This window comes from Yimella radicis (assembly GCF_054778255.1).
Window position 1 is genome coordinate 69,353 of sequence record NZ_BAAGZR010000025.1, and the last position, 13,280, is coordinate 82,632.

The 13,280-nt window shown below is 67.2% G+C and carries 13 protein-coding genes; 2 read left to right on the top strand and 11 right to left on the bottom strand.

Features of this window, described 5'->3' with window-relative positions:
- The first annotated feature begins 70 nt into the window (after positions 1-70).
- Positions 71-967: an endonuclease domain-containing protein gene (locus ACYU8W_RS13250; RefSeq protein ID WP_499469774.1), complete on the top strand. Its 897-nt coding sequence runs from the start codon at positions 71-73 to the stop codon at positions 965-967.
- Between the two features lie 178 nt (positions 968-1,145).
- Here ACYU8W_RS13250 and rplL read toward each other — a convergent pair whose 3' ends face one another.
- The 5 genes from rplL to ACYU8W_RS13275 all read right to left on the bottom strand — a co-directional run bounded on the left by rplL (position 1,146) and on the right by ACYU8W_RS13275 (position 5,460).
- The gene (gene rplL / locus ACYU8W_RS13255; RefSeq protein WP_129625328.1) at positions 1,146-1,535 is read right to left on the bottom strand and encodes a 50S ribosomal protein L7/L12; all 390 of its coding nucleotides are present in this window, start codon (positions 1,533-1,535) and stop codon (positions 1,146-1,148) included.
- A gap of 63 nt (positions 1,536-1,598) precedes the next feature.
- The gene (gene rplJ / locus ACYU8W_RS13260; RefSeq protein ID WP_141927643.1) at positions 1,599-2,204 is read right to left on the bottom strand and encodes a 50S ribosomal protein L10; all 606 of its coding nucleotides are present in this window, start codon (positions 2,202-2,204) and stop codon (positions 1,599-1,601) included.
- A 302-nt stretch (positions 2,205-2,506) separates the two neighbouring features.
- On the bottom strand, positions 2,507-3,412 hold the full coding sequence (locus ACYU8W_RS13265; protein WP_499469777.1) for an SCO4651 family lipoprotein: 906 nt from the start codon (positions 3,410-3,412) through the stop codon (positions 2,507-2,509).
- A 132-nt stretch (positions 3,413-3,544) separates the two neighbouring features.
- Complete coding sequence (locus tag ACYU8W_RS13270) at positions 3,545-4,579, bottom strand: hypothetical protein (protein WP_499469779.1); 1,035 nt, start codon at positions 4,577-4,579, stop codon at positions 3,545-3,547.
- Between the two features lie 104 nt (positions 4,580-4,683).
- Positions 4,684-5,460, bottom strand: a complete 777-nt coding sequence (locus ACYU8W_RS13275) for a hypothetical protein (RefSeq protein WP_499469781.1) — start codon at positions 5,458-5,460, stop codon at positions 4,684-4,686.
- Between ACYU8W_RS13275 and ACYU8W_RS13280 the strand changes: the two genes are divergently transcribed.
- Complete coding sequence (locus ACYU8W_RS13280; RefSeq protein ID WP_239702360.1) at positions 5,450-5,602, top strand: hypothetical protein; 153 nt, start codon at positions 5,450-5,452, stop codon at positions 5,600-5,602. The two genes, ACYU8W_RS13275 and ACYU8W_RS13280, sit on opposite strands and share 11 nt — an antisense overlap.
- Positions 5,603-5,723: 121 nt before the next feature.
- On the opposite strand, the gene ACYU8W_RS13285 is transcribed toward ACYU8W_RS13280, so the two are convergent.
- From ACYU8W_RS13285 to metG, 6 genes are all read right to left on the bottom strand, one after another.
- Positions 5,724-7,535, bottom strand: a complete 1,812-nt coding sequence (locus ACYU8W_RS13285) for an ABC-F family ATP-binding cassette domain-containing protein (RefSeq protein WP_239702361.1) — start codon at positions 7,533-7,535, stop codon at positions 5,724-5,726.
- 7 nt (positions 7,536-7,542) lie between these two features.
- Positions 7,543-8,469: a 4-(cytidine 5'-diphospho)-2-C-methyl-D-erythritol kinase gene (locus ACYU8W_RS13290; protein WP_499469783.1), complete on the bottom strand. Its 927-nt coding sequence runs from the start codon at positions 8,467-8,469 to the stop codon at positions 7,543-7,545.
- A 9-nt stretch (positions 8,470-8,478) separates the two neighbouring features.
- The gene (gene rsmA, locus ACYU8W_RS13295; RefSeq protein WP_499469785.1) at positions 8,479-9,357 is read right to left on the bottom strand and encodes a 16S rRNA (adenine(1518)-N(6)/adenine(1519)-N(6))-dimethyltransferase RsmA; all 879 of its coding nucleotides are present in this window, start codon (positions 9,355-9,357) and stop codon (positions 8,479-8,481) included.
- A gap of 81 nt (positions 9,358-9,438) precedes the next feature.
- Complete coding sequence (locus tag ACYU8W_RS13300; RefSeq protein ID WP_499469787.1) at positions 9,439-10,311, bottom strand: resuscitation-promoting factor; 873 nt, start codon at positions 10,309-10,311, stop codon at positions 9,439-9,441.
- A 207-nt stretch (positions 10,312-10,518) separates the two neighbouring features.
- Complete coding sequence (locus ACYU8W_RS13305; RefSeq protein WP_499469789.1) at positions 10,519-11,373, bottom strand: TatD family hydrolase; 855 nt, start codon at positions 11,371-11,373, stop codon at positions 10,519-10,521.
- Positions 11,370-13,160, bottom strand: coding sequence for a methionine--tRNA ligase (metG, locus tag ACYU8W_RS13310; protein WP_499469791.1), 1,791 nt, complete (start codon positions 13,158-13,160; stop codon positions 11,370-11,372). Before metG ends, ACYU8W_RS13305 begins: the two co-directional genes overlap by 4 nt.
- Positions 13,161-13,280 lie beyond the last annotated feature (120 nt).

Consider the following 13,280-nt stretch of genomic DNA (forward strand, 5'->3'; position numbering starts at 1 on the left):
GTTCGCGAGCCATGTACATGCGTGTGGAGAGCCGGCACGTAGGCGTGAATCCTGTGCCACCCTCCCGGCCATGAGCGAACCATTCCTGTCGTACGCCGAAGCGACGAGGGCCGGCATCTCCCGCCGACGGCTGCAGTCCGCAGAGTTCACTCGCTTGATGCGTGATTGCTACGTGCCGGCGGACGTCCCGCTGAATCACGAACTTCTGGTCCGCGCTGCTCTGCGCACCATTCCGGGCGCGAACTTCGCGTGCCACAACAGCGCGGCTCTGCTGTGGCGCGGCATCGTCCCGAGCACGTCGCTGGCACACATCGGTGGGGTGGACGCCCGACGTTCGATCCGCGACCAGGTCAGCTTTCACCAGTACAAGCACGCACCCGATATCGGACGTGTGCGCGGCATCCCCGTCACGAGTCCGGCCCAGACCTTCTTCGACATGGCAGCGAAGCTGGAGTTCCTCGATCTCCTCATCCTCGGTGACTCGCTCATCCACAAGACCCGACTCACAGCTGACGGCCTACGCAGCGCGGCACGAGACAGCCCCGGACGCGGCGGACGCTTGGCACGCGAGGTCGCCGCGGCGTGCCGAGACCGCGTGGAATCACCCGGCGAAACGCGGACTCGACTCCTGCTAAGCGGCGCGAACTTTCCGGAGCCGGCGGTCAACCACCCGATCAACGATGCGGAGGGCAACGAGGTCCGTCGCATCGATCTGGCCTACCCGAACTGGAAGATCGCGATCGAATACGACGGTCGACATCACATCGAACGTCAGACGCAATGGACGGCGGACATCGGACGTCGAGAGGAACTCGAAGCCGACGACTGGCGGTTCATCGTGGTCACGAGCAGCGACATCTACCCCCATCCTGAAGGGTTGCTCCAGCGCGTGGCCGACATGATCGCGCAGAGGTCGGGCGTTCGTCCGGTCATCGAGAGCGGTTGGCGCCGTTACTTCGTCCGCTGAAGCCGCGGAACGAGCAATGCCCAGAGCTCACGTGCATCGCGTACACCGCTCGCGACTACTGCCCTCCGCGAGCAGCGCCCGCAACGGACGCGACTCATGCACCGCTGTCCAACGACAAAGCGGGCCGGACCTTTCGGTCCGACCCGCTTCGCGAGAGTTGCTGCCTAGGCAGCGAGGCTCACTTGAGCTCGACGGTGGCGCCGGCGCCCTCGAGCTGCTCCTTGGCCTTGTCGGCCGCAGCCTTGTCGACCTTCTCCAGGACGGGCTTGGGAGCACCGTCGACGAGGTCCTTGGCTTCCTTCAGACCGAGGGAGGTCAGCGCGCGGACCTCCTTGATGACGCCGATCTTCTTGTCGCCGGCAGCGACCAGAACGACGTCGAACTCCGACTGCTCCTCAGCAGCGCCGGCGTCGCCGCCGCCTGCTGCCGGGGCAGCGCCAGCAACCGCGACCGGGGCCGCAGCGGTGACGTTGAAGGTGTCCTCGAACTGCTTCACGAACTCCGAGAGCTCGATGAGGGTCATTTCCTTGAAGGCCTCAAGGAGCTCGTCAGTGCTGAGCTTCGCCATGATGGCTTCCTTTCGTTAATGCCGTGAGTGGCTGTGTGTGAAAAGTGCGAACCGAGCGGGTGCTCAGTTCTCGTCGCCACCCTCGGCGACGTCGGTGGTGCCGGCCTCGTCTGCAGCAGCCGGTGCCTCGTCGGCAGCCGGGGACGCGGGGCCCTCGGTCTCGACCTTGGCACGCAGCGCGTCCACCACACGGGCGGTCTGCGACAGCGGGGCAGCAAAGAGGTACACAGCCTGGCTGAGCGACGCGTTCATCGCGCCGGCCAGCTTGGCCAGAAGCACCTCGCGGGACTCCAAGCTCGCGAGCTTGGTGATCTCCTCGGCCGAGAGCGGCTTGCCGTCAAGCACGCCACCCTTGATCACGAGGAGCGGGTTCGCCTTGGCGAAGTCGCGCAACTTCTTGGCCGCCTCGACCGGGTCACCGGTGACGAAAGCGATTGCGGAAGGACCGACGAGCTGACCGTCGAAGGCGGTGACACCGGCTTCGCTGGCAGCACGCTCGGTGAGCGTGTTCTTCACCACGGCGTAGGTCGCGTGCTCGCGGAGATCAGTACGCAGCTGGGTCAGCTGCGCCACGGTCAGACCGCGGTACTCCGTCAACACGGCCGCACCCGACTCACGGAACTTGTCCGTAAGTTCGGCAATGGCGGCGTTCTTGTCGGACTTCGCCATGCGGACCTCCTTCGATCGTGGTTGCCGATCGCCGTGGCCACAACGAAAAGAGCCCCGGCGCAGATGCGCTCAGGGCTCGCAGGAACGTACGGCATCCGTACGTTCGTGGAATTACCTTGTGCTCACCTACGCTGGTCGCCCGTTTCGGCGGGACCTTCGGACGCTTTCCCTTGCGGGATCGCACCGACCGGCGGTCATTGGTGACTCAATGCTACGGGCGAATGTCGCATCCGACCAAATCGCCCGGAGCATGGAGAGAAGCCAGTGGAGGCGGACGGGCGCGAACCCGTCCGCGTCCGGTGTCAGGCCTGACCCTGGCCGGACAGCGCGTCCGCGCTGACCGTGGCGGCTGCCGGCGGCACCTCGATCTTCACGGATTCGCCCCAGGCGGAGTAGGTCGTCGTGGAGACGAACACGACGTCGGACGTCTTCGCCGACAGTCCGAGACCACTCAGGCCGGTCGAGTCGGTCTTCACCTTCACCGGGCGGTTCTTGGCGTCGAGCCAGACATCGATGTCGACCGTCCTTCCCTTCAGCTTTGCCTTGTCCGCCGTGCGGTCGACCGGGCCGCCCTGATCGGTCTCGGAGTCCTCGTCCACCTCGTCCTCGTAGAACCGATCAGCCGGTGCCTGAGCCTTGTAGTGCTTGCCTTCGGCCTCGTCGCCGACGAAGGTGACCTTGCCCGCAGCCAGGACGTTGATGTCCTCGTCGCCGTCGACGTCGCGCCGCATTCCGTCCAGGAAGTTTTTCACCTCGGGGTTCGTGCTCGTCTTGTCGAACTTGATCCACTTGCCCGGCAGCTCCGGCGACTGGATGTAGGCGTTCCCGTCGATGTAGCGAAGGCCGCCCTCGCCGGACATCTCGGCCATCAGGTCGACGCGATCACCTGCACCACGCACCATCGCGCCGGTGGTCGTGCCCGAATCGGCCGTGCTCACCTCGCTGATCCGATACGACTTCTCTGCTTTGAGTGCCTTGTCGGACGTGTCGGCCCACGCCTTCGCGTCAACGGTGGCCCCGGGGGTCGGTCCGGTCGGGGTCGGCTTGCTGCTGGTCGACGAGGACGAGGCGGACGCCGTCTTCGAAGACGTGGGCGAGGACGTGGTGGAGGACGTGGTCGAGGACGCGCCGTCGTCGCTGCCGCCGCACGCGGTCAGAGTGGCGGTCAGGCCGGCCGCGAGAAGCGCCGATCCGAAGATGTTTCGCATGTAAGTTCCCTTGTGTCGCAGCGGCCGACGAGAGATCGACCGTCGAGCAATCGTACGGGCGACCCATGGTGCGACGAGCCTGTGTTGACGAAACGCAGGTGGACGCGCCGGCTGCGGTGAGCGGTTGAGCGATCAGGCCGGGGAGGACGCGCTGCTGGACGCGGTCTCTTCGCCGGTGCCACCCGGGCCGAACATGCCCGCGTCGCCCATGCTCTTCATCGCCTCGTCGAAGGACATCGTTTGCGCGACCGGCGGAGCGACCACCCGCACCGGGACGTTCCATTCGGAATAGCGAACGGTCATCTTCGCCGGCCCCATCGCGTCCTTGGGCAGTTCGCCATCGGCCATCGCGCCCTGGAACGACGACAGGTCGGCGACGACCACGGCCGGCCGCTCGGAGGCGTCCAGCCAGTAGTCGTAGCTGACCGTCTTTCCGGCGAGCTTGGTGCGTGCCTGCTTCATCTCCTTGGCCATCGACGAGGACGCGGAGGCACCTGCGCCGGAGACGACGGTGTCGAACATCTTCTGCATGGCATCGAGCATCGCGGTCGCCGGCACTGCCACCCGGTAGTGAGCGCCGTCCTTCTCGTCACCGACGAAGGTCACCGCGGCCTTGGCCATGGCGTCGCGCTGCAGATCCCCTTGCGCCATCGAGGTCATCGACGACAGCGCCATGCTCATCATCTTGCCCATCGGGGACTCGGTGTTCTTGTCGACAACGACCCAGGACTTGCCGTTCTGGCGCTCCTGCGGCGGGATCGGGAAATAGAGCGAGCCGTCGACGATCCGCATGGAACCGCTCTCGCCGTCGCTCATCTCGAGGTCGGTGCGGTTCGGGCCGGGCTTGGCCACGACCATCTTGATCGTCTCCTCGCCGGGCACCGACAGCGCCAGCTTCACCGACTTCGCCGCATCGACCGCACCCCACACCGTGTCGGTGAACGCGACCGCGTCGACCTTCCCGCCCACGGCCGGCTTGCTGAAGGACGACGCCCGAGTCGAGCTCGACGAAGTGCTGCTCGCCCCGGCCGACGACGTCGACGTCGACGACACCGCACTCGTGCCCATCACCGATGAGGTCGCGGGCTGTTCGGTCGGCCGCTGGCCGCAGCCCGCGAGCGACACGACGGTGATGGCGGCGACTGCGGCGGCAGCGATGGTGCGCATGACTCTCCCCTTGCTGACGATGCGACGGGCGACGACCGTGCCTGATCAGATTACGACGGCACACTCCATTCGGATGCCGTTGTCACGCAACCGTGACCCGAACCTCAGGAGGACGAGCTGGATGTGCGGGCAGACGCCGTCGGGGACAGCTTCTCCACCTCGGCGAAGGTCTTCCACGACGAGGGCGCCTCGATACTCAACTCGTCGCCGTACCCGGTGTACTTCGCGTAGTCGCGACCCGACTTCGAGCCGCCCCCCTTCGTCGGCTCGAGGTACACCAACGGCCGGTTCTGCGGGTCGAGGAAGACCTCGAGCGTGTACTGCGTGGCGCCATCCTTCGCCTTCGCCTTGTCGAACGACTTCTTGATCTCCGGCACCGCGAGCAGGTCGCAACCGTGCGCCTTCATCGAGGCGACCTGCTTGTCCATCAGTGCAGCACCGGTGGCGGTGACCGCATAGTGGGTGGCCTGGACGCCGCCGATGGTGGTCTGCCCCTTGACCACGGCCTCGCCCGCACTGAGCATGTCGGCGGCCACGCGCGGGTCGAGCTCTGCGATCTGCGAGGTGTACGTGGCGACGAACTGTTGCTCCAGCGGGCTCGGTGTCTGGGACTGCTTCACCCAGTTCTTCGACCGGCGGTCGTACCCGTAGACCACACCGTCGACCGCGATGACGTCCCGCTTGCTCGAACCGCCGTCGGTGAAGGCGGCCGTCATCGGGTCGTCCAGCTTCAGCTGCACCGTGTCGGTGAGGCTGTTCGAGCTCGGGGACGAACTTTGCGCAGAACCGAGGTTGCCGGAGTAGTACTTCACCGTCTTGGCGTCCGTGAGCGCCGCGTGGATCTGCTGCGCCAGGGTCGCTCCCGGGACCTTGCTGCCCACCGCCGGTGCCGCAGAGGACGATTCGCTGCTGCTCGTGCTCGACGTAGACGTCGGTGCCACACCCGAACTCGTGCTCGTGCTCGATGAGGTGCTCGCGCTGCCCGTGCCGGACGTCGGAGCCGGATTGACCTTGTTGTCCTGACATCCCGTGAGCGCCAACGCACTCGCCAATGTGACCGTGACTGCGATCTTTCGCATGGCTCCCCCTCCGGGCGCTCGACCCCCTGCCGAGCACTCCCCCAAAGGTAACCCTTCGGGACGCGTCAGTCGTCGAGTCGTTCAGCCGCTTCGAGCCATTCCATCTCGAGTTGATCGCGTTCGGCGTGTACCTCCCGCAACTGCGCGTCGAGTTCGGCCGCCTTGACGTGATCGGTCGCGGCCTCGAGCAACTGCTGGTGCAACCGCTGCTCGCGCTCGGCGCTGCGGGCCAGTGACTTCTCGAGACGGGCGACGGTCTTGCGAAGTTCGCGGACCTCTCCGGCCGACAAACCGGCGGACGCCGCGGCAGCGGCCGACGCTGACGTGGGCGCCGTGGAAGTCTCCGATCGCGTTGCGGCAGAACGAAGTTCGAGGAACTGCTCCACGCCGCCGGGTAGTTCACGGATGCGTCCGTCGCCCAACAGCGCGACCTGACGGTTGCACATGCGCTCCAGCAGGTACCGGTCGTGGGAGACGACGAGCAGGGTGCCGGCCCAGCCGTCCAGCACGTCCTCCATCGAGGTGAGCGTCTCGATGTCGAGGTCGTTGGTGGGCTCGTCGAGCATCAGCACATTGGGTTCGGTCATCAGCAACCGCAGGAACTGCAGCCGGCGACGCTCTCCACCGGAGAGATCGGAAACCCGGGTCTGCTGACGAGAGCCGCTGAACCCCAAGCGTTTGGCCAGGGACGACGCACTCGTCTCCTTGCCCTCGAGCATGATGTACGACTTCACCTCGGTGATCGCGTCGATCACCTTCAGCCCCATCACCTCGTCCAGTTCGCGCAGTTCCTGGGTCAGGAAGGCCAATTGGACGGTGCGGCCCTCCTTGCGCTTGCCGGCCGACAGCGGGTGCAGGCCGGCGATCGCGCGCAGCAGCGTCGACTTGCCGGCGCCGTTCACTCCGACGATGCCGGTGCGCTCGCCGGGAGCCAGCCGCCAGGTCTGCTTGGTGATCAGTTCGCGATCACCCACGCTGACCGACGCGTCCAGCAGGTCGATGACGTCCTTGCCGAGACGGGTCGTCGCGAAACGCACCAGTTCGACCTCGTTGCGTGGGTCGGGCTCGCTTTTGATGAGTTCGTTGGCAGCGTCGATGCGGAACTTCGGCTTCGAGGTACGGGCGGGCGCTCCCCTTCGCAGCCAGGCGAGTTCCTTGCGCAGAAGGTTCTGTCGACGGTCCTCGGTGGCCGCAGCCACCCGTGACCGCTCGGCCTTCGCCAGCACGTACGCGGCGTATCCGCCTTCGTACTGCTCGACCCGTCCGTCGACGACCTCCCAGGTGAGGGTGGCGACGGCGTCCAGGAACCACCGGTCGTGGGTGATGGTCACGAGCGCGTTGCCCGCCGTGGCCCGCCGGGTGGACAGGTAGGTCGCCAGCCACTGCACGCCCTCGACGTCCAGGTGGTTGGTCGGCTCGTCGAGCAGCAGCACGTCGGGGTCGTCGATCAGCAAGCGCGCCAACGAAACTCGACGCCGCTCACCACCCGACAAGGGTCCGACGCGTGCGTCGTGACCGCCGACCGCCGACAAGGAGACCCCGCCGAGCAGGCCGTCGAGGATCTCCCGGACTCGGGCCTGACCGGCCCATTCGTGTTCGGCGAGATCACCGAGCACCGCCTCGGCGACGGTGGACTCGGGCGACAGGCCGTCCTGCTGGGTGAGCACCCCGACGGTGAGACCTGCGGTGCGAGTCAGGCGACCCGAATCGATCGGTTGCTTGCCGGCGAGCACCGACAGCAGCGTGGTCTTGCCACCACCGTTACGGCCCACGATGCCGATCCGGTCACCGGTGCCTACACCGAGAGAAACTTCGTCGAGCAACTGCTGGGTGCCGAGCGCAAGCGAAATCCGCTCGGCAGCAATGAGATTCGCCATCGATCCTTCAGACAGTTCGGATATTCGAAACGACCCGCGCACCCGGGTGCGGGCCACCGGCCGACACCACGTCGTCCGCGACCCCGCTGGCCGTGAGCCCCACCATCAGGTCGAGAGCAGCCGCACGGTCGGCACACAGGAAAGCCACGGTCGGGCCGGAGCCGGACACAATCGCACCGAGCGCGCCTTCCGCCACACCGGTGTCGATCGTCTTCTGCAGTTTCGGCATGAGGGAGATCGCCGCCTCCTGCAGATCGTTGGACAGGGCGCCCGCGAGCTCGCGGGGGTCGCCGCTGCGCAGCGCCGCGATCATCTCCTCCGGAGCCTGCGGGAGCGGCACCTTGCGTCCCTTGTTGAGTCGGTCGAACTCCGCGTACACCGCGGGCGTCGACAGCCCGTCGTCCTGCAGGGCGAAGACCCATTCGTAGCGACCGGTGGTCAGCACCGGAGCCAACTGGTCACCGCGGCCGGTGCCGAGCGCGGTGCCGCCGGCGAGGATGAACGGCACGTCGGCGCCGATGTCGGTGGCCAGCTCGTGGTGGTCGAGTTTGGTGAGCTGCAGGTCGAACAACTGGTCGATCGCGATGATCGCAGCGGCCGCGTCGGCGGATCCGCCGGCCATTCCACCGGCGACCGGGATCGACTTGTCGATCGTCATCGAGACCGGACCGGCCTCGAAGCACTCGTCGGCGAGCCGCTGCGCCACGCGCATCGCGAGGTTCGAAGCGCCGGTTGGTACGCGGTCGGCGTACGGGCCGGTGACCGTGCACTCCCAGCGCTTGGACGGACGCACCGTCACGGTGTCGGTCAGATCGACGGCGTGGAACACCGTCGCGAGGGGGTGGTAGCCGTCGCCCTGCACCGGGCCCACGCCGAGGCACAGGTTCACCTTCGCGGGTGCGCGAACCGTCACCCCTGGTTGTTTGGCGGCCATGTCTGCACCCTATGCGTTCGACGGGGCGGCGCGAGCCGCCGCGAGCGCAGCGAAGTCATGCACCGACAGGCGCTCCCCGCGCAGGGTCGGGTCGATGCCGGCCCGGACGAGTGCCTCTTCGGCTGCGGCAGGCGATCCGGCCCATCCGGCGAGCGCCGCACGCAGGGTCTTTCGGCGTTGCGCGAACGCGGCGTCGACGCACGCGAACACCTGCGCCGCCGGCACATCGGTGCGCGGCGGCTCCCGGCGAACCATCGAGACCAGACCGGAGTCGACGTTCGGCGCGGGCCAGAAGACATTGCGCCCGACCTTGTCGGCTAGGCGGACGTCGGCGTACCAGGCGGCCTTCACGCTCGGCACTCCGTACACCTTGCTGCCGGGCCCGGCCGCGAGCCGCTCGGCGACCTCGAGTTGCACCATCACCAGCACCTTCTCGATGCTCGGGAAGCGCTGCAGCATCGACAGCACCACCGGCACCGAGACGTTGTAGGGCAGGTTCGCGACGAGCGCGGTGGGCTGGGGGTCGGGCAGTTCGGCGACCGTCAAGGCGTCCTGCTGGACGACGCGCAATCGGTCGAGCACGGCGGGCGCCATCGTCTCGACGGTTTTGGGCAGTTGTTCGGCCAGGCGCCGGTCGATCTCGACGGCGACGACCTGACGCACCTGCGGCAGCAGCGCCAGGGTCAGCGAACCGAGTCCGGGACCCACCTCCACCACGACGTCGTCGGCGCCGACACCGGCCAGCCGGACGATCTTGCGGACCGTGCCCTTGTCGATGACGAAGTTCTGTCCCCACTGCTTGGTGGGGCGGATGTCGAGCCCGGCCGCGAGTTCACGGATCTCGGCAGGCCCGAGCAGGGCCTCGTCGGCGGCAGGCTGGTCAGTCACTCCGCGAGCCTAACGACAACAGGAAAGTGGACGCTGTTGCGCCCACTTTCCTGTACTACCGCTGTAGTGACGGTGCCTCTATCAGCCGGCAGCGTGTGCGCAGCCCCACGGCTGCAGCCCAGCCTGGGCGTACAGCTTGTTGGCGATGGTGATCTGCTGGGCGCGGGAGGCGAGGTCGGCGCGCGGCGCGAAGGCGGTGCCGCCCATCGCGGCCCAGGTGCCCTGCGCGAACTGCAGACCGCCGTAGTAACCGTTGCCGGTGTTGATCGACCAGTTGCCGCCGGACTCGCACTGGGCGATCCGGTCCCACATGCCCGCGTTGCTGGTGTTGCCACCGGTGGCCTTCGGCGTGGCCGGAGCCTGGGCGGTGCGCGAGGGAGCCGCAGCCGCGACCTTGGTACCGACGGCAACGACCTTGTTCACGGGCTGCTGCACGGTCTCACGCTTGGTGACCACGACGTTGGTGATGCGGCCCTGCAGGAGGGTCTGGGTCAGCGTGACCTTCTGGGTGCCGGCGACGCCGCGCTCCACGACCTTCGTGGTGCCCTTGGCGAGTGAGGAGTCCTTGCGGCTCACGACATCGAACGCCAGAACGCGGTGCTCCACCACGGTCTTGAGGACCGGACGCGCGGCCGAACGGGCGGCGCGGGTGCTCTGCGATGCACGGGCCGGGGCGGCAGCCGATGCGGTCGCGGACGGCTTGGCAACAGCCTTCGAGGTGGTCGCCTTGGCGGCGGTCGAACTCGAGGTGGTCGAGCTCGAGGTGGTCGAGCTGGAGGTGGCGGACGAGGACGAGCTGGTGCTCGACGCAGCGCTGGACGTCGAGGACGTCGGCACCGGGGCATTCGCAGCGGTGTCGCCGGAACCACCACAGGCGGTGAGGCTGAGTGCGGCCACGACGCAGGTGGCGGCAGCGACGGTCGTCGAGCGGGTGGGCGTGCGGAAGTTCAACATGTCTCCAATGACGTACGGTTCCCCGGCGACGGACGCTCGCGATCGGTGTCGGCTTCGACGAGCCGTACGTTCTCGCACTGGTCCCCGGAAATGTCCGGGGATTCGGCCACACGTGACCGGGCGTCCGAGGTGTGTCACCACGGGGCTAACCCATCAACCGTGACTCATGGACCGACAAAAGGTCAAATTTTGGTAACGAGGTGTGCGTCACCACGGTCCGTAGACGGCCTCACTGTTGTCCGAGACCGCCTGGCAGAGCGCGGGCACGGAGACATTGAGCACGTCCGCCATCAGACGGACCGTGATCGGCGTCAGATAGGGCGAGTTCGGGGCTCCGCGGTGAGGTGCCGGAGTGAGATACGGGGCGTCGGTCTCGACCAGCACCTGCTCCAGCGGGGTCACCGCGAGCGCGTTGCGCAACGGTCGCGCGTTCTTGAAGGTGACCGTGCCCGAGTAGCTGAGGAAGTACCCGCGGTCGACACACTCACGGGCCATCGCGACATCGCCGGAGAAGCAGTGCAGCACCACCTTCTGCGGCGCGCCCTCCTCGGCCAGGATCCGCAGCACGTCGTCGTGGGAGTCGCGATCGTGGATCTGTAGCGCCTTACCGGTGCGCTTCGCCAGGTCGATATGCCATCGGAACGAATCCTGTTGCGCCGCAACGCCGTCCGGACCCGTACGGAAGTAGTCGAGGCCTGTCTCCCCGATCGCTCGGACGCGCGGGTGCGCGGCCAGCCGTTCGATCTCGTCCCACGCCTGGCGTAGGTCGCCGCGCGCCTCGTGCTTGGGCGCCTCGTTCGGGTGGATCGCGATGCCGCCCAACAACTCCGGATGCCGGTCGATGACCTCGACCGTCCAGCGGGCCCCGTCCAGATCGCAACCGACCTGCACCATGCGGTTGACCCCGACCCGCTTGGCCGCGGCGATCGCGTCCGCGACGTCGACGGGGCCCTGACCCTCCCGGCTGATGTCGAGATGGGTGTGGTTGTCGACGATCGGCAGGGGCAAGGGATCCGGCGCCGCCGGCGGCGTCGAATGTGAGGAACCCTGCGTGCCGCTCATGCTTGCGGCTGCCCCAGCCGCGCGTTCTCCTCTTCGACCACGGACGGGTCGAGCTTGGTGAAGATCGGCGTCGGCTTCGCGATCGGCGTGCCGACGGTCACCGGGCGCGACTCCCAGCGCGGGGTCGAGGTGTACTCGCCGGTGATGATCGGGTAGCCGCGCGACTCGTCGTCCAGGTCGCGCACCTGCTCCAGGCGGGGCATCGGCATGAACTCGGTGATGCCGAACACCTCGGCGACCTTGTTGGAGGAGTGCGGCAGGAACGGCGCCATCATCGTGTTGAGATCGAGCACCGCCTGCGCGAGCGTGTGCAGGACGGTGGCCAGGCGTTCGCGCTGGTCGTCGCCCTTGAGCTTGAACGGCTCGGTGTCGGACACGTACTTGTTGGCCTCGCGCACCAGGCGCATCACTTCGGCGATGGCCGGCTTCTGGCGCTGCTCGGCCAGCATGTCGCCGACCGTCGCGAAGCCACCGGTGATCTGCGCCAGCAGCGCTTCGTCGATCGGCTCGAGCGAACCCGGTGCGGGCACCTCACCGAAGTTCTTGGCGATCATCGCGGCGGTGCGGTTGACCAGGTTGCCCCACCCGGCGACGAGTTCGGAGTTGTTGCGCTGCACGAACTCCTCCCAGGTGAAGGTGGAGTCCTGCTGCTCCGGGCCGGCGGCGCAGATGAAGTAGCGCAGCGCGTCCGGGCCGTAGCGGGCCACCATGTCCTGGACGTAGATCACGTTGCCGCGGCTGGTCGAGAACTGGCCGGCGCCGAGGTTGAGGAAGCCGGACGCGACCACCTCGGTCGGCAACTGCAGGTCGCCGTAGCCGCCGGGCTCTCCGCCCTTGTCCCCCTTGCCCATGTAGGCCAGCAGTTCGGCCGGCCAGATCTGGGCGTGGAAGGTGATGTTGTCCTTGCCCTGGAAGTAGTAGGACTTCATCTCGGCGTTGTTCCACCACTCGCGCCACTTCTGCGGCTCGCCCAGGCGCCGCGCCCATTCGATGGACGCCGACAGGTAGCCGATGACCGCGTCGAACCAGACGTACAGCCGCTTGTCGTCCCAGCCCTCGACCGGGATCGGAATGCCCCAGTCGATGTCGCGGGTCATCGCGCGCGGGTGCATGTCCTTGGCGATGTTCTTGGCGAAATTGATGACGCCCGGACGCCAGGTGCCGGCGGAGTCGACCTCGTCCAGCCACTGCTGCAACGCGTCCGCCAAGGCCGGCAGGTCGAGGAAGAAATGCTTGGAGTCGGCGAACTTCGGCGGCTGCCCGTCGACCTTGCTGATCGGGTCGATCAGGTCGATCGGGTCGAGTTGGTTGCCACAGTTGTCGCACTGGTCGCCGCGCGCTTCGGGGTATTTGCAGATCGGGCAGGTGCCCTCGATGTACCGGTCGGGCAGGGTGCGTCCGTTGACCGAACTGACCGCCGTCTGCGTGGTCTGCTCGATCATGTATCCGTTGTCGTGGATGCCGCGGAAGAGTTCCTGCACGACCGCGTAGTGGTTGCGTGTGGTCGTGCGCGTGAACAGGTCGTAGGACAACCCGAGGTCGGTGAGGTCCTGGGCGATGACCGCGTTGTACTTGTCGACGATCTCCTGGACGCCGACGCCCTCCTTGTCGGCCAGCACCAGGATCGGCGTGCCGTGCTCGTCGGTGCCGCTGACCATCAGGACGTCGTGGCCGGCCATCCGCATGTACCGGCTGAACACATCGGAGGGCACCCCGAAACCGGCGACGTGGCCGATGTGGCGGGGACCGTTGGTGTACGGCCAGGCAACTGCGGACAAAACCTTCATGGTCAGCCATCCTAGGAGTGCGATCGGTGTGCTCCGCGCGGGCTTTCCCGGAATGCGAAGGTGCGCCGCTACGTTTGTTGCATCGGTTGCTCGACCGCCGCCAGGATGGTCGCCGAAGTT

What these genes read in the sequence shown, in the direction of transcription:
- ACYU8W_RS13250 (WP_499469774.1), top strand. Translation starts at nt 71, where the DNA reads ATGAGCGAACCATTCCTGTCGTACGCCGAAGCGACGAGGGCCGGCATC.
- ACYU8W_RS13270 (WP_499469779.1), bottom strand. Translation starts at nt 4,579, where the DNA reads ATGCGCACCATCGCTGCCGCCGCAGTCGCCGCCATCACCGTCGTGTCG.
- ACYU8W_RS13290 (WP_499469783.1), bottom strand. Translation starts at nt 8,469, where the DNA reads ATGGCCGCCAAACAACCAGGGGTGACGGTTCGCGCACCCGCGAAGGTG.
- rplL (WP_129625328.1), bottom strand. Translation starts at nt 1,535, where the DNA reads ATGGCGAAGCTCAGCACTGACGAGCTCCTTGAGGCCTTCAAGGAAATG.
- metG (WP_499469791.1), bottom strand. Translation starts at nt 13,160, where the DNA reads ATGAAGGTTTTGTCCGCAGTTGCCTGGCCGTACACCAACGGTCCCCGC.
- rplJ (WP_141927643.1), bottom strand. Translation starts at nt 2,204, where the DNA reads ATGGCGAAGTCCGACAAGAACGCCGCCATTGCCGAACTTACGGACAAG.
- ACYU8W_RS13285 (WP_239702361.1), bottom strand. Translation starts at nt 7,535, where the DNA reads ATGGCGAATCTCATTGCTGCCGAGCGGATTTCGCTTGCGCTCGGCACC.
- ACYU8W_RS13265 (WP_499469777.1), bottom strand. Translation starts at nt 3,412, where the DNA reads ATGCGAAACATCTTCGGATCGGCGCTTCTCGCGGCCGGCCTGACCGCC.
- ACYU8W_RS13305 (WP_499469789.1), bottom strand. Translation starts at nt 11,373, where the DNA reads ATGAGCGGCACGCAGGGTTCCTCACATTCGACGCCGCCGGCGGCGCCG.
- ACYU8W_RS13300 (WP_499469787.1), bottom strand. Translation starts at nt 10,311, where the DNA reads ATGTTGAACTTCCGCACGCCCACCCGCTCGACGACCGTCGCTGCCGCC.